Here is a 15,799-nt window from a genome sequence, read left to right as displayed (position 1 = left end):
GGCGATGCGGGAGAGTGTCCTCACGCGCCTGCTGATGGTGCTGCCGGTGCAGGCGATGATCTGGGCGGTGCTGGTGGTGCCGTCCTTCTACCTGATCTGGCTGTCCTTCCACGCCTCCTCCTTCGGCGCCGATGCGCGCTTCGTCGGCTTCGCCAACTACGCCCGCATCCTGTCGGACGGCTATTTCTGGCGGGCGCTGTGGAACACCGCCATCGTCGTGCTGGTGGTGGTGCATCTGGAGCTGCTGCTCGGCCTCGGAATTGCATTGCTGTTCGCCCAGGGGGTGCCGTTCCGCCGGCTGCTGATCGCCATCGTGCTGGCCCCCTACGCGGTCAGCGAGGTGGCGGCGGTGGTGATGTGGCGCTTCCTGTTCGACCCCGATGTCGGCCACGTCTCCTACCTGCTGCATGCCCTCGGCCTGCCGGGGCTGGAATGGGCGGTGACGCCGGCGCACGGGCTGGTGCTGGTCTCGCTGCTGTCCATCTGGCTGCACCTGCCCTTCACCTTCATGATCCTCTACGCCGCGCGCCTCGCTTTGCCCGGCGATGTCTACGAGGCCGCCAAGATCGACGGTGCCAGCCTGTGGCAGACCTTCCGCCGCGTGACGTTGCCGCTGCTGCTGCCGGCGATGCTGATGGCCATGCTGTTCCGCCTGATCTTCGCCTTCCGCCTGTTCAGCGAGGTCTGGCTGCTCACCGGCGGCGGCCCCGCCCGCTCCACCGAGGTGGTGGCCGTGTACCTGTACCTGGAGGCCTTCCGCTACAACGCCTTCGGCGGTGCCGCGGCGACCGGCTGGGTGATGGTGGTGGCGTCCCTGCTGCTGGCGGCCCCCTATCTCTGGCGGCTGGCGAAGGAGCAGCGCGGCGATGCGTAGGCACCCGTTGCAGCGCCTGTTGCTGGGCGCCCTGAAGGCCCTGGCGGTGCTGGCCGTGCTGGTCTGGTCGCTGGCGCCGATCTTGCTGATCGTCTCCTCCTCCCTGAAGCCGGAGGGCGAGATCTTCGCGGTGCCGCCGAGCCTGTTCTTCACGCCCACCTTCGCGCACTACGCCGCGCTATGGGGGAAGTGGCCGGACTTCTTCCGCGCCCTGCTGAACAGCGCCATCATCACGGCGCTGGCCACCGTCATCGCGGTCTTCGCCAGCCTGCTCTCGGGCTATGCCTATTCGCGCTTCCGCAGCCGCTGGCTGGCCGGCTCGGCCTTTCTGCTGATCGTGGTGCGGCTGATCCCGCCCATCGTCACCACGCTGCCGCTGTTCCCGGTCGCCAACGCGTTGGGCGTGCAGGATACGCATGTGCTGCTGGCCGTGCTCTACGCCACCTTCTTCGTGTCGCTCGGCTCCTTCGTGATGCGCGCCTTCATCGACCAGATCCCGCGCGAGCTGGACGAGGCGGCGGCGGTGGACGGCGCCGGGCGCTTCACCACGCTGTGGCGCGTCATCACCCCGCTGGCGGCGCAGGGCATGATGGCGGTGGCCGTCTTCGTCGTCGTCTATGCCTGGAACGAGTTCCTTTTCGCCTTCATCTTCACCTCCACCCGCGCCAAGACCGCGCCGCTGGTGCTGGCGGAGGTGGTGGGCAGCTTCGACGGCGTGGAATGGGGCACGCTCTTCGCCGCGGCCACCGTGCAGTTGCTGCCGGTGCTGGCCTTCGTCTGGATCACGCAGAAATACCTGGTGGCGGGGCTGACCGCCGGCGCCACCAAGGGATAAGCAACATGGGAGGATCACGCATGCGTTTGACCCGCCGTGCCGCCCTCGGCACCGCCATCGCCACGCTGGCCCTGCCCGGGCTGGCCCGTGCCCAGGCGAAGCGCCTCGACATCCTGTCGCACCGCGTGCACCAGCAGGTGCTGACGCAGGGTGCCGCGGGTGACCTGACCGCCCCCTGGCGGCAGGCCAATGGCGCCGAGCTGTCCTGGACCACCGCCGATATCGGCCCGCTGCAGGACCGCCTGCTGCGCGAGGCCAGCCTGCCGTCGAGCGACTTCGGCATTGGCTATCTTCTCAACAGCCGCGCGACGCCGGAGGTCGCGCGACTGCTGACACCGCTCGACGACCTGCTGCGCGACCAGCCCGTCGCACAATACGATGACATCGCCCCCGGGCTGCGGGAGGCGATGCGCGTCAACGGCCGCACCATCGCCATTCCCGTGCGCCACGCCACCAACGGGCTGTTCTACAACCAGGCGCTGCTGGAACAGCAGGGCATCGCCGCGCCGCCCGGCTCGTTCGAGGAGTTCCTCGACCTGTGCCGCCGGCTGACCTTCCGCCCCGCTGGCGCCGCGCCGGTGACCGGGCTGGTGATGACGGCGGCGCTGGCGGCCTATCCCGTGATGTTCGCCCGCGCCTTCGGCGGCGACTTCATCACCCTCGACTACAAGGTGATCCCGGACCCGGAGGCGATGACGAAGGCCATCGCCGCCATCCGCGGGCTGTTCGAGGCTGGTGCCCTGCCGCGCAGCTACGCCACCATCACCAACGAGGACCAGGTGACCTGGCTGCAGCAAGGCCGCGCCGCCTTCGCCATCCTGCCCTTCAGCCGCCACGCGCAGCTCAACCGGGCCGAGCAGTCGCGCTTCCCCGGCCGCATCCAGGCGATGGAGATGCCGATGTCCACCACCGCGCCCGCCGGCAGCCGCATGGCGGCGGCGGTGGAGTTCTGGTCCATGGCCATCCCCGCCAATGCACGGGACAAGCTGCTGGCCTGGAGCTTCCTGCGCGCCATGTCGGCGCCCGATGTCACGCTTGGCGCCGCGCGCAACGGCAATGGCAGCGTGCGGCTCTCCACCTATGCCGACGCCGGCTTCGCGCGGGACAACCCCGTGGCGGCGGTGGAGGCCGAGGCGCTGTCCCGCGCCCGCGTACCCTTCCCGGCTTTCGCGGAAGCCAGCCGGGCGGAGGCGATCTTCGTGGAGGAGGTGCAGTCCGCCGTGCTGGGGCGCAAGGAGCCGGCACGGGCGGTGGAGGACAGCGCCGCCCGCATCAAGCCGCTGCTGCCGGCATGATGCTGGCCGGGCGCCGAGCGCTGGTGACGGGCGGCCGGCGCGGGCTGGGGCGCGCCATTGCGGCGGCACTCGCGCAGGCGGGGGCGGCGGTCGCCATCTCGCACGAGGGCGCGCATGATGCTGCGGAGGCTGCCGCCACGGCCGCCGCCATCGGCGCCGCGGCCGCGCTGCCGGCGGATTTGGCGGACCCGGCGGCCCCCACCACGCTGCTGCGGGCCGCGGAGACGGTGCTGGGCGGGCCACTCGGCATCCTGGTATGCAACGCTGCGTTCGAGCAGCGGGTGCCGCTGGACGAGACCGACCCGCTGGACACCGATCGCCACTGGGCCGTCAACGTGCGGGGCAGCCTGGAGCTCGTGCGGGCGGCGCGGCCCGGGTTGGTCGCGGCAGGGCAGGGGCGGGTACTGCTGCTGGGCAGCGTGCAACAATGGCGGCCCAACCCGCACCAGCTGGCCTATGCCGCCAGCAAGGCGGCGATCGGCAACCTCGGCCGCAACCTGGCGCGCCAACTGGCACCGGGAGGCATCGCGCTGAATATCCTCTGCCCCGGCGCTATTGAGACGGAGGGCAACGCCGCCGCACTGGCCGACCCGGCCTATCGCCGCCGGGTGGAGGAGCGCATCCCGGCCGGACGTCTCGGTCAGGTGGAGGAGGTAGCGCAAGTGGCACTGTTCCTGTGCTCCCCGGCGGCGTCCTATGTCTGTGGCATCGAGATGCTGGTGGATGGCGGGCTAGCCGCCGGCTGACGCCTGGCCGGGGAATCAGGACCAACAAGGCGGCGCCACCAACGGGGTGGTCCACATCGCCCACTCAGACGTTCACGTCGCTGAGCTTTAGCCGGATGAGGCCCTACGATACTTTCAATAGTCCTGGCCAGATCGCTTGACCGCCCGCTCTGAAGCGGCCTCGTACTGTCAGCCTGTCAATACTTCGCCGACAATACTTTCAGACACAGGCCTCCCCACCAAACGCACACGACTCACCCAACCTCCGAATAGATCGATCCTCGCTCTCACCCTCGGATCGTCCTCGGCGGCGGCGGTGCGTCGAAACGACGTCGTACCGCGTGATGATGTTTCCTGATGCGCCGGGCACGATTGCCTCGGTTTCCGGCCGTCGGTGAAGCCTAGGTAGAAGCGCGACAGAGGGTCAATTTGTAAAACGGTCAGTGTCTATGCCTCAATGTTATGGGCAGCGGAGAGACATACATGGCCGGGCGGCTGACATGGCGACAGATCGAGGCCTTTCGGGCCGTCATGCTGCGGGGCTCCGTGTCCGGAGCCGCACAACTGATGAACCTCACCCAGCCGGCGGTCAGCCGCCTGGTGCGTGACATGGAGCAGACGTTGCGGCTGCAGCTTTTCGATCGCCAGGGCGGCCAGGTGATCCCGAACGCCGAGGCGATCCTGCTGCAGCAGGAAGTGGCGATGAGCTTCATCAGCCTGGGGCGGATCGAGCGCACGGCGCAGGATCTCCGCCGCGCACGGCGCGGCAGCCTGCGGGTCTCGGCCATGGCGGGGCCGGCGCTTTCCTTCCTGCCACCGCTGATCGCACGCTTCGCGGCGGAACATCCGGACACCTTTGTCTCAATCCACAACAATGTCGGCATGACCACGTTGGAACGCGTCTCGCTGCGGCAATTCGATATCGGCATGGCCTATACGCCGGGCGCTTATCCGGGCGTCGAGATCGAGCCGGTGCCGGGGCTGGAGGCACTCTGCGCCGTGCCGGCCGGTCATGCACTGGCGGCACGCGAGGTCGTGACGCTGCAGGACCTGCGGGACCAGCCGCTGCTCTCGCTCGGCCATGCCAGCCGCATCGGCGTGCGGCTCGACGCATTGCTGGAGGTGGCTGGCATCCAGGCGCCGGTGGTCGCGGAAGCCACGGCGTCAGAGGTGTTGTGCAGCTTGGTGGCGGAGGGCATGGGCATCGCGGTGATCGACCCTTTCACCGGCGCTGCGGTCCGGCAGGACCGGCTGCGCGTGCTGCGCTTCGAACCGTCGATCCCGTATGAGGTCGCCATGGCCTTTCCCGCCGCCGTGCCGCGCTCCAGGCCAGTCGACCGGCTGGCAGGGATGATCCGCGACAGTGCCACCATGCCGGTGCTGCTCCAGCAGATGGACCGTAACCGCCTTTCCTGACCGCACTGCAACAAAGTTCTTGCCGGGCGGTCCGTCCGTCTGCATGCTGTGGTTTCTCACCCTCGGGCCACGGATCATCGTGGCCCTCGCATCCCAGTGGTCCGCATGCGCGGGTCGCCCTGTTGCCGCGGCGCATGCCGCGGCGGTGGCCTGGATTGGAGGTGAGTGATGCGTTTCACGATCTTGCTTGGCCCGACTGCGAGGGATCGCAGCTTGTGAGCCGGCGTGGCCAGATGAAGCTTGGCATGTCCATGCGCGGTATCGGCTACCACCCTGCCGCCTGGATGCACCCGGACGTGCCCGCCGATGGCACGCTGCGCTTCGAACACTACGTCCGCAACGCCCAGGCGGCGGAGCGTGGCAAGTTCGACATGATCTTCTTCGCAGACGGCATCGGCATCCGCGAGAAGGATGAACCACGCGGCTCGCTCGCCCGCTCCGGCTACGAGCTGGTCGAGATGGAGCCGCTGACGCTGCTGCCGGCCCTGGCGCCGCTGACCAGGAACATCGGCCTCGTCACCACGGCATCCACCACCTATAATGAGCCCTATCACATCGCCCGCAAGTTCGCGACGCTGGACCTGATCAGCGGCGGCCGCGCCGGCTGGAACATCGTCACCTCCTGGTCGGATGCCGAGGCGCAGAATTTCAGCCGCGCCAAGCACCTGGACTACGACACGCGCTACGAGCGCGCCGCCGAGTTCGTCGAGGTCGTCAAGGGATTGTGGGATTCCTGGGAAGACGACGCGCTGCTCTACGACCGCGCGTCCGGCGTGTTCTACGACGAAAGCCGGATGCACCTGCTCAACCACCAGGGCAAGCATTTCCAGGTCAAGGGCCCGCTGAACGTCGCCGGCATGCCGCAGGGGCGGCCGGTGCTGTTCCAGGCCGGCGCCGCCGGCCAGGGGCGCGACATCGCCGCCGCCACGGCCGACGTGGTCTATTCCGCCGCCGCCGACATCGCCATCGCCAAGACCTATTACGACGACGTCAAGGCCCGCATGGCGGCGCATGGGCGGGAGCCGCACCAGCTCAAGATCATGCCGGGCGTGCGCACCGTCGTCGGCCGCACGCGGGCCGAGGCGCAGGCGAAGCTGGACCAGTTGCAGGACCTGCTGGACCCGATGGTGGGCCTCGCCCGCGTCTATGCCGCGCTCGGCGACCTCAGCGGCCACGACCTCGACGGCCCGGTGCCGGAGCCGACGCGCGATGCGCAGATCCGCAGCAGCACCGAGAGCGTGATGCGCCTGGCACGGGCCGAAAATCTGACCATCCGCCAGCTTTACAAGCGCATCACCGCCGGGGGCTTTTGCCTAGTCGGTACCGCTGCCGACATCGCCGACGGCTTGCAGGAATGGTTCGAGGCCGGGGCCTGCGACGGCTTCAACATCTTGCCGACGCATCTGCCCGCCGGCTGCGAGGAATTCGTCGAGTACGTCACGCCCGAGTTGCAGCGGCGCGGGCTGTTTCGCCGGGAATACGAAGGCCCGACGCTGCGCGAGAACCTGGGGCTGGAGCGCCCCGTCAACCGCTACACCAGCCTGCGCCTGCGGGCGGCGGCCGAGTGATGGAGAACCCCGTGAGCGATACCCCGCGACAGATGGCCCTCGGCCTCAACCTGGTCGCCGCCGGCGCGCATGGCGGCGGCTGGCGCATGCCGGAGGCCAAGACCGACGCCGCCATGGACATCCGCTTCTGGAAGCAGATGGCACGCGAGGCCGAGGCGGCCAAGTTTCACTTCATGTTCTGGGCCGATGGCATCGCCGTGCGCTCCTCGGCCAAGGACGAGGAGCAGCTCAGCTACGACAGCCGCATCGACGTGTTCGAGCCGCTGACGCTGCTGGCCGCGCTCTCGGCGGTGACCGAGAAGATGGGCTTCATCGCCACGGCGTCGACCACCTATAACGAGCCCTACAACATGGCGCGCAAGCTGGCCTCGCTCGACCATATCAGCGAGGGGCGCGTCGGCTGGAACGTCGTCACCTCCTGGAGCGAGGACGAGGCGCTGAACTTCGGCCGCGACAAGCACATGGAGCACAGCTCCCGCTACCGCCGCGCCGAGGAATACATCGACGTCGTCTTCGGTCTCTGGGACAGCTGGGAGGACGATGCCTTCATCCGCGACAAGGCAAGCGGCCAGTATTTCGACCCCGCCAAGCTGCACACGCTGCATCACCACGGCGAGCACTTCAAGGTGCGCGGCCCGCTGAACGCGGCGCGGCCGATCCAGGGCTATCCCGTCATCGCCCAGGCCGGCTCCTCCGGCCCCGGGCAGGACCTCGCCGCCCGCACGGCGGAGGTGATCTACACCATGCAGAAGGACCGCGACGAGGCGGCCGCCTTCTACGCCAGCGTCAAGGGCCGCTTCGCGCGCTATGGCCGCTCGCCGGATTCCGCCCTGGTGATGCCGGGGATGATGCCGATCATCGGCCGCACGATGCAGGAGGCGCGCGATCTGTTCGAGCGGCTGCAGGAGCTGATCCACCCGCAGCTCGGCCTCGCCGCGCTGGCCGGCTCCTTTGGCGATCTCTCGGCCTACGACGTCGACGGGCCGCTGCCGCCGATGCTGGCGGACAGCAACGCGGTGAAGAGCGCGCACGTGCGGCTGGCCAAGTTCCTCGACGGCCGCGCGCTGACCATCCGCCAGCTCTACCAGTTCCGCGCCGCTTCCGGCCACCACCTCATCGTCGGCACGCCGGAGAGCATCGCGGACGAAATGCAGGACTGGTTCGAGCACCGCGGCTGCGACGGCTTCAACATCCTGCCGCCCTTCTACCCGCAGCCGGTGCGCGACGTCTTCCACCTGCTGGTGCCGGAGCTGCAGCGGCGCGGCCTGTTCCACACCGAATACGCCGGCAGCACGCTGCGCGAGAATCTTGGCCTCGCGCGGCCCGGGCATTTCCATCACCGCCAGCCGGCGCATCTCGCCGCAGGCAACTAGACGGCGCCGCGGCGCGGACAAGCCGGCGACCAAGCCGGCGCCGCGCCCGTGGCGGGAACGCGTGAGTCACCATCAGTCACTGGCCGTACTCCTGGAGACGACACGATGAAGCTCGCTTCTCTTTCCCTGGCCGCGACCCTGGCCCTGGCCGCCACGGCGCAGGCGCAGCCCGCGCCGCGCCAGGGCGGCGACCTGATCTACGCGCAGAGCTCTTTCCCCCCCTGCCTCGACCTGGCGCAAAGCGCGCGGGCGCAGAACGCCACCCGCCAGGCGCTGGACAACCTGGTGGAGCAGGACAAGGCCACCGGCCAGCCGGTGCCCTGGCTGGCGACCGCGTGGCGCTTCGAGGAGGAGGGCCGCAAGCTGGTCCTGACGCTGCGCGACGGCGTCACCTTCAGCAACGGCGAGAAGCTGGACGCCGCGGCGGTGAAGGCCAATTTCGACAACCTGGTGAACCTGGGCAAGGAGGGCCGCGCCGCGCAGGCGGCGGGCTATCTTTCCGGCTACCTCGGCGCCACGGTGATCGACCCGCTGACAGTGGCCATCGCCTTCGAGCAGCCCAAGGCCGGGCTGCTGCAATCGCTGTCCGAGAAGCCGCTGTCCATGCTGGCGCCGGCGACGCTGGCGAAAACGCCGGAAGAGCGCTGCAACGGGCAGCTGATCGGCACCGGGCCCTTCGTCATCACCCAGGTCGCCATCAACGACCGGATCGTGCTGACACGGCGGCCGGACTACAACTGGGCCTCGCCCAACGCGCTGCACCAGGGGCCGGCCTGGCTCAACTCCGTGACCTTCCAGACGGTGCCGGAAGGCAGCGTGCGGACCGGCATCCTGACCAGCCGCCAGGTCGGCGCGATCGACGAGATCCCGACCGAATCCCTGGCCCTGGTGCGCAACTCCGGCGCCCGCATCGTCGCCCGCACCGCCGGCGGCGTCGGCCTGACCTTGATCACCAACCGCGCCCGCCCGGTGATGGCGGACCGCGCCGTGCAGCAGGCGATGGCGCATGCGATCGACCGCCACGAGGTGCTGAAGGCATTGTATTCCGACTACGACAATGCCTCCACCAGCGTGCTGTCCAGCACCGTGCCGGGCCATGCCGACGTGTCCGCGCTGATGGCCTTCGACCCGGCGAAGGCCGCGAAGATCCTGGACGAGGCTGGCTGGGTCGCGGGTCCCGACGGGATGCGGAGCAAAGACGGCCGCAAGCTGCAGTTGGAACTGCTTTGGAGCTATCCCGGCTTCCGCCCCGACATGGAGCTGATCAAGGCGCAGCTCGCCAATGTCGGCATCGACCTGCTGCTGCGGCTGCGCACGGATGCCGAGATCACCCAGGTGATCCGCGCCGGCCGCTGGGACCTGCGGCTGTCGGACTTCACGCGGCCGGACCCGGACGTGATGCTTGGCATCTTCTCCAGCCGCTTCAACAACCTGATTAAGGCGCCGCAGCCGGAGCTGGACGCGCTGCTGGAGCAGCAGAGCACCGCCATGGACCCCGCCGCCCGCAACGCGCTGGTGCGGCAGGTGCAGGAGATGATCATCGGCCAGGGCTACGGCTATCCGATCAAGGAGAGCAGCACGATCCTCGGCGTGCGGCCGGACGTGCACGGGCTGTGGCTTTCCACCCCGCGCTGGCCGGTGTTCCACGACACCTACATCGCGCAGGGGGGCTGAGCGGGTGGGGCACTACCTGCTGAACCGGCTCGGCCAGGCGCTGTTCGTGCTCTGGGCGGCCTTCACCGTCAGCTTCCTCATCCTCTACGTGCTGCCCGGCGACCCGATCCTGATCATGCTGGACTCGCGCGGCGAGGGGCTGATGGTGGATGAGGCGGAGGTCGCCGGGCTGCGCGCGCAATACGGCTTCGACCAACCGGTGCCGGTGCAATACGTCACCCGCCTGTGGCACGCGCTGCAGGGCGATTTCGGCCAGTCCATCCAGCTTGGCGGGCCGGTGGCCGGGGCTATCCTGAAGGCCCTGCCGCAGACGCTGCAGCTTGCGGGGCTGGCGCTGGCCATCGCGTTGGTCACGGGTTTCCTGCTGGCGGCGGTCGCCACCTATCTGCGGCAGCCCTGGCTGCGCAACCTGCTGCTCTCGCTGCCGGCGCTGGGCGTCTCGGTGCCAGTGTTCTGGGTCGGGCTGCTGCTGCTGCAGCTGTTCTCCTTCAGGCTCGGCTGGCTGCCGGCCATGGGCAATGGCGGCCCGGCCTCGCTGGTGCTGCCGGCCGTCACGCTCGCCATCCCCACCGCCGCCGCCTTCGCGCAACTGCTGGCCAAGAGCCTGCTGGCCAGCTGGAGCCAGCCCTTCGTCACCACCGCGCTGGCCAAGGGCGCGCGGCCGCTGCGCGTGCACCTGCGCCACGCCCTGCCGAACGCACTGATCCCGGCGCTGACCATGATCGGCATCAGCTTCGGCCAGCTGCTGGCAGGCTCGGTCGTCACCGAGACGGTGTTCTCCCGCATCGGCATCGGCCGGCTGACCGAGCAGGCGGTCAAGGCGCAGGACGTGCCGATGGTGCAGGGCCTCGTGGTGCTCTCCACCCTGGTCTTCGTGCTCGCCAACTTCGCCGTGGACCTGCTCTACCCCCTGGCCGACCCGCGCATCGTCCGCGGCGCGCCGCGCAACCGCTGAGGAGGCGCCCCCGATGAGCGAAGCAACCCTCGCCGCCCCCGTGCTCGGCACCGGGCGGCGGCTGCGGCTCCTCTCCGGCACGGCCTGGCGCCAGGGCAGCCTACTGCTGGCCGCCGCCGTCATCCTGCTGGCGCTGGGCTGGGCCTTCTTCCCCGAGCTGTTCACCAGCCTCAGCCCCTACCGCACCAACACCGCCTTGCGGCTGCGGCCGCCCTCGGCCGAGGCTTGGTTCGGCACCGACTACCTGGGGCGGGATCTCTATACCCGCGCGGTCCATGGCGCCGCGCTGTCGCTGAAAGCCACGGTCATCGCCGTCGGCATCGGCCTGCTGGCCGGCTGCCTGATCGGGCTGGTGGCGGGCTTCGCCGGCGGGCGGGTGGAGGATGCGCTGATGCGCGTCATCGACGTGCTGCTGGCCATCCCGGGCCTGCTGCTGTCGCTGACCATCATGACCGTGCTGGGCTTCGGCACCGTTAACGTCGCCATCGCCGTCGGCGTCTCCACCATCGCCGTCTTCGCGCGCGTCATGCGGGCCGAGGTGCTGCGGGTGAAGTCGAACCTGTATGTCGAGGCGGCGATGGCCAATGGCGTGCGCTGGCTACCCAACCTGTTCCGCCACGTGCTGCCCAACGCGGCGGGGCCGGTGCTGGCGCTGGCGGGGCTGGAATTCGGCGCCGCCATCCTGTCCGTTTCCTCGCTCAGCTTCCTCGGCTTCGGCGCGCCGCCGCCGGCGCCGGAATGGGGCTCGCTGGTGGCCGAGGGGCGCGACTACCTGGCCACCGCCTGGTGGCTGACGGCGATGCCGGGCCTCGTGGTCGTCGCAGTCGTGCTGGCGGTCAACCGGCTGGGCCACGCGCTGCAACACGCCGAACCGACGCTGCATTGAAGGGGCCCGCCATGACCGTCGAGACCTTGAGCGCGCCCGCCCCCACCCTGGCGAGCCTGCCGCCGCTGCTGGAGATCGAGAACCTGCACGTCGAATACGGGCGGGAGGACAAGCCGGTGCATGCGGTGCGCGGTGTCACCCTCGCAGTCCAGCCGGGCGAGGTGGTGGCCATCGTTGGTGAATCCGGCTCGGGCAAGTCCACCACCGCGCATGCCGTCATCCACCTGCTGTCCGGCGGGCGCGTCAGCGGCGGTGCGATCCGCTTCGGCGGTGAAGACATCACCCGCGCCAGCCGCGGCCGCATCGCGCAGATGCGCGGCTCGGCCATCGGCCTGATCCCGCAGGACCCCGGGGTGGCGCTGAACCCGGTCCTGCGGGTGGGCGAGCAGGTGGCCGAGGTGCTGCGCCTGCACGGCCGCGCCCGCCGCGCCGAGGCCGCCGCGCGCGCCGTCGAGATCCTGCGCGACGTCGGCCTGCACGATCCCGAGCTGCGCGCCCGGCAATACCCGCACGAGCTGTCGGGCGGCATGCGCCAGCGCGTGCTGATCGGCATCGCGCTGGCCTGCCAGCCACAGCTCGTCATCGCCGACGAGGCGACCAGCGCGCTGGACGTGACCGTGCAGCGCCGCGTGCTGGACCTGCTGGCCGAGATGACAGCGCGCGCCGGCACCGCCGTGCTGCTGATCACCCACGATCTCGGCGTCGCCGCCGACCGCGCGGACCGCGTGGTGGTGATGCAGAACGGCCAGGTGGTGGAACAGGGCCCTGCGCGTGAGATCCTGGAGCGCCCGCAGCACCCCTATACCCGCGCGCTGCTGGCCGCCGCACCCGGCCTCGCCACGCGCCGCGCCACGTTGCCCCCCACGCCGCGCCAGGGCATGGCGGCGGAAGCGCCGCCGCTGCTCACCGTCTCGGGCCTTTGCAAATCGTTCCGCCTGGGGCCGGGGCGGGAGCTGCAGGCGGTGCGGGACGTTTCCTTCAGCATCCCGCGCGGCCAGACCTTCTCGATCGTCGGCGAGAGTGGCTCAGGGAAATCGACCACCGCGCGAATGATCTCGCGGCTGGAAACCGCCACGCGCGGCTCCGTGCTGTTCGACGGGGTGGAGCTGACGGCGTTGCAGGGCGAGCCGCTGCGTAAGCTCCGCGCCCGCTTCCAGCTGGTCTACCAGAACCCCTACAGCTCGCTCGACCCGCGCATGAGCATCGAGGACATCCTGACGGAGCCCCTGCGCGCCTTCCGGCAAGGGGATCGTGCCGCGCGCGCTGCCCGGGCCGCGGCACTGCTGGACCAGGTCGCGCTGCCGCGCGCGTTCCTGGCCCGCCACCCGGGTGCCTTGTCGGGCGGCCAGCGGCAGCGGGTTGCCATCGCCCGCGCGCTGGCCCTCCGGCCAGACCTGCTGGTGCTGGACGAACCCGTTTCGGCACTGGATGTCTCGGTCCAGGACCAGATCCTGCGGCTGCTGGCCGAGCTACAGGCGGAGTTCGGGCTGACCTATCTCATGATCTCGCATGACCTCGCCGTGGTGCGGCAGCTCAGCCATGCGGTGGGGGTGATGTACCGGGGCCACATGGTGGAGAAGGGAGCCTGCGCCCGGATCTTCGAAGCCCCGCAAGACCCGTATACACAGGACTTGCTGGCCGCAATTCCCGGCGGCAGGGCGGTGGAGGATGGAGCACCCCGCCCGCTGGCGGTGGGCTGACGCCGCGTTCCATGCTGGTGATCCCTGTGAGGAGGCGCGACGGGGGCGCCTCCCGCAAAGGGGTGCAATAAGGGGCTCGGCTGGAATGCGATGCTCCTGCCAGCCTCATCACCCCTTGGCGATGGCCGTGACGAAGGCGGCCAGTTCCTGTCCGTAGCGCTCCGGCTCCTCCCAAAATGGCGTGTGGCCACTTTGCGGAAAGACCGACAGGCGCCGGCCGGGCCGCTGCGCCGCAACGCGTTCCGACATTGCGAGACGGACCAGCGCATCATGCGCGCCATGCGTTACCAGGACTGGGCCGGAATAAGCCTGGAAGGTCGGCTCGAAATCGGTCACCGCCGCGGAGGTGAAGCCCTCGTTCACTGCGCGGGCGGTCATGCCATTGACCACCAACATGCGGTGCAGGTCCGCACCAGTCGGCGGACGATGGAAGCAGGCTGCGAGAAAGTCCGCCGTCTCCGCCACACGCTCGGTGAGGTCATGAGAACTGGTGCTTCGCGCGAACCGGCCTGCCAAGGGTGTCAGGAGGTCCGGCGACAACTTGCTGACGGCATCAACCAGATTGACCCCGGACACCCGCCCGGCGCCTTGCTGACGCAGGTATGCGCCGGCGACGTACCCACCCAGGGACCAGCCCACCAGCACTGGCCGGCGAAGGCCGGCAGCGGCAATGACCGCCGCCACATCCTCCGCCCAGCGATCGGCATCGGCATAGGCCGAGGGGGTGGCCGGCTTGTCGGAATCCCCGTGTCCCCGCAGGTCGAACCGCACCAGTCGGAAACCTGAAAGGGCGGGGTCGGCGAACTGCCTCTCCCAGCTCAGCCGGCTTTGGCGCAGGCCATGAATGAACAGGATCTCCGGGGCGGCGGGATCGCCCAGCGCGTCGCCGGTCAGAACCGTGCCATCGGCGGACCGGGCCTGGAAGCTGCCACCGGGCCCAGAGGGGCGCTGGGGCGGACCCGGCTGGGCGGCAAACGGCCGCGCCAGGCCTCCCGCCAGGGCCGCCGTTGCGCCCAGCACCAGGGAACGGCGGGCGAACTGGGTGTCCGGGGTCATTGGTGGTCTTCCGTACTTCTGTTTATCGATTGCTAAACAAATGTCTTGGCGATCGGCTGTCAAGGCGTTATCCAAGGGGAATGAGCACGAAGCCCGCCGCGGGCCGCCCCACGCCGACGAAGCCGCGTGGCCGACAATCCACCTTCGACCGGGATGAAGCGCTGCTGACGGCGCTCGAGCTCTTCTGGCGGCACGGCTATGAGGGCGTGAGCCTTGCCGACCTGACCTCGGCCATGGGCATCGCGGCGCCCAGCCTCTACCATGCCTTCGGCAACAAGGCGGAACTCTACCGTGCCGTCCTGCGTCGTTACGGCGCCGACGGCATGAGCGCGGCGGACATCGCCGCGACCCCTTCGGCCCTGGAAGCGGCGCGGCGGATGCTGGAGCGCGGCGTCGCCGCCGTCACCCGGCCGGGCCGACCGCTGGGCTGCATGATCTCAAGCGGAATGCTGATGGCAGGGCCGGAGAATGCCGCTCTCGCTGGCGAGCTTCGCGCCCTTCGTGCGACCCTGCGCGTGGCGCTGCAAGAGCGCATTGAGCGGGATGTGTCGGAAGGGATGCTTCCTGCCGGGACGGATGCGGCCACGCTGTCGCGCCTCGTCGCCTCCGTTCTGCAGGGGCTCTCGGTGCAAGCCCTGGATGGTGCGCCGGGTGGGGAGCTCCTGGCTGTCGCGCGGGCGGCGCTGATGGCTTGGCCAAAGGGTCACGACAAGTAGGGACGGATCATCTTTCCTGCCTCGATCTTTGCTTCGCGGCCAGGGTTGGCGCATCCTCAGCACGAAGAGTTGCCTGCCTTCGACCGCTTTGATCGACTGCCTCGGGCCGTCACAGAGATGCATCGCGGCATCTATCCCGATCTATAGCGAGACCAGAAGGGGAGGGCATTGTTATGCCTCTCGCGCCTGGACATAACCTGCGGGTTCCTATGAACGCGGCAGGCAGACCGGTCGAACTTCACCGAGACCTTGCACAATTGATGCGGGAGTCCGATGACATCGGCAGTGCCAAGCGACAGCAGGTCTTGCGAGGTGAGACGCGAGTGGGCCATCTCTGAATATCTGGAGACCGGCGATAACTGCGCTGCAAACCGTTTAGCAGACCGGACCCCTGTCTATTGAAGGCCTGTATCATTGATAGTGGGACAATGGATCAAACATCCGCTGTTCCCGAGGGCTGCTGCCGCGCAGCCGCTAGCAAACAGTGAGTGGCCTCATAGGCGAACGAAGCCTGCGTCACCTAATTCAGTTCCCCCCTCACGTAGCGGCAGCCGGCGCAATCTTGGCAGATTTGTACTGACACTGGAGCGTTCGGCGCGGTATTCGCGCGCGTCATCGTTTTCCATTAAGGCCCAGCATGCATCGCCGCACTCTCCTGACGACCATTCTAGCCGCCCCGGCACTGGTGTCTCGCCATGCGTGGGGCCAGAGCCCCAACCGGGCGCG

Annotated in this window: 13 protein-coding genes; 12 read left to right on the top strand and 1 reads right to left on the bottom strand. The window is 69.2% G+C overall.

The genetic code is table 11. The annotated features are described in order from the left end of the window. Positions 1-4: 4 nt before the first annotated feature. From IAI59_RS20330 to IAI59_RS20280, 11 genes are all read left to right on the top strand, one after another. Positions 5-874, top strand: coding sequence for a carbohydrate ABC transporter permease (locus tag IAI59_RS20330; protein WP_207415445.1), 870 nt, complete (start codon positions 5-7; stop codon positions 872-874). After that, complete coding sequence (locus IAI59_RS20325) at positions 867-1,709, top strand: carbohydrate ABC transporter permease (RefSeq protein WP_207415446.1); 843 nt, start codon at positions 867-869, stop codon at positions 1,707-1,709. Before IAI59_RS20330 ends, IAI59_RS20325 begins: the two co-directional genes overlap by 8 nt. A 20-nt stretch (positions 1,710-1,729) precedes the next feature. Continuing rightward, positions 1,730-3,004 (top strand): ABC transporter substrate-binding protein, encoded by a 1,275-nt coding sequence (locus IAI59_RS20320; RefSeq protein WP_207415447.1) that lies wholly within the window; start codon positions 1,730-1,732, stop codon positions 3,002-3,004. Then, positions 3,001-3,750, top strand: a complete 750-nt coding sequence (locus IAI59_RS20315) for an SDR family NAD(P)-dependent oxidoreductase (protein WP_207415448.1) — start codon at positions 3,001-3,003, stop codon at positions 3,748-3,750. Before IAI59_RS20320 ends, IAI59_RS20315 begins: the two co-directional genes overlap by 4 nt. Positions 3,751-4,191: 441 nt before the next feature. Next, positions 4,192-5,145: a LysR substrate-binding domain-containing protein gene (locus tag IAI59_RS20310; protein ID WP_336512628.1), complete on the top strand. Its 954-nt coding sequence runs from the start codon at positions 4,192-4,194 to the stop codon at positions 5,143-5,145. A gap of 245 nt (positions 5,146-5,390) precedes the next feature. Then, positions 5,391-6,713, top strand: a complete 1,323-nt coding sequence (locus tag IAI59_RS20305; protein WP_237180385.1) for an LLM class flavin-dependent oxidoreductase — start codon at positions 5,391-5,393, stop codon at positions 6,711-6,713. An 11-nt stretch (positions 6,714-6,724) separates the two neighbouring features. Continuing rightward, on the top strand, positions 6,725-8,086 hold the full coding sequence (locus IAI59_RS20300; RefSeq protein ID WP_237181243.1) for an LLM class flavin-dependent oxidoreductase: 1,362 nt from the start codon (positions 6,725-6,727) through the stop codon (positions 8,084-8,086). Between the two features lie 105 nt (positions 8,087-8,191). Beyond that, complete coding sequence (locus tag IAI59_RS20295; protein WP_207415450.1) at positions 8,192-9,760, top strand: ABC transporter substrate-binding protein; 1,569 nt, start codon at positions 8,192-8,194, stop codon at positions 9,758-9,760. 4 nt (positions 9,761-9,764) lie between these two features. Then, a complete protein-coding gene (locus IAI59_RS20290) occupies positions 9,765-10,715 on the top strand; it encodes an ABC transporter permease (RefSeq protein ID WP_207415451.1) in 951 nt (316 codons plus the stop codon). 13 nt (positions 10,716-10,728) lie between these two features. After that, on the top strand, positions 10,729-11,601 hold the full coding sequence (locus tag IAI59_RS20285) for an ABC transporter permease (RefSeq protein ID WP_207415452.1): 873 nt from the start codon (positions 10,729-10,731) through the stop codon (positions 11,599-11,601). Positions 11,602-11,612: 11 nt separating this feature from the next. Beyond that, positions 11,613-13,301 carry a dipeptide ABC transporter ATP-binding protein gene (locus IAI59_RS20280; protein ID WP_207415453.1) on the top strand — a complete coding sequence of 563 codons (1,689 nt, stop codon included), beginning with the start codon at positions 11,613-11,615 and terminating at the stop codon, positions 13,299-13,301. Positions 13,302-13,409: 108 nt separating this feature from the next. On the opposite strand, the gene IAI59_RS20275 is transcribed toward IAI59_RS20280, so the two are convergent. After that, positions 13,410-14,357, bottom strand: coding sequence for an alpha/beta fold hydrolase (locus IAI59_RS20275; protein ID WP_207415454.1), 948 nt, complete (start codon positions 14,355-14,357; stop codon positions 13,410-13,412). An 80-nt stretch (positions 14,358-14,437) separates the two neighbouring features. On the opposite strand from IAI59_RS20275, the gene IAI59_RS20270 reads away from it, so the two are divergent. Next, positions 14,438-15,073, top strand: coding sequence for a TetR/AcrR family transcriptional regulator (locus tag IAI59_RS20270; protein ID WP_207415455.1), 636 nt, complete (start codon positions 14,438-14,440; stop codon positions 15,071-15,073). Positions 15,074-15,799 lie beyond the last annotated feature (726 nt).

Origin of the sequence: Roseomonas haemaphysalidis, assembly GCF_017355405.1 — a bacterium.
In the GTDB taxonomy this organism is placed as follows: Bacteria; Pseudomonadota; Alphaproteobacteria; order Acetobacterales; family Acetobacteraceae; genus Pseudoroseomonas; species Pseudoroseomonas haemaphysalidis.
This window is presented reverse-complemented; position numbering and strand designations above follow the sequence as displayed.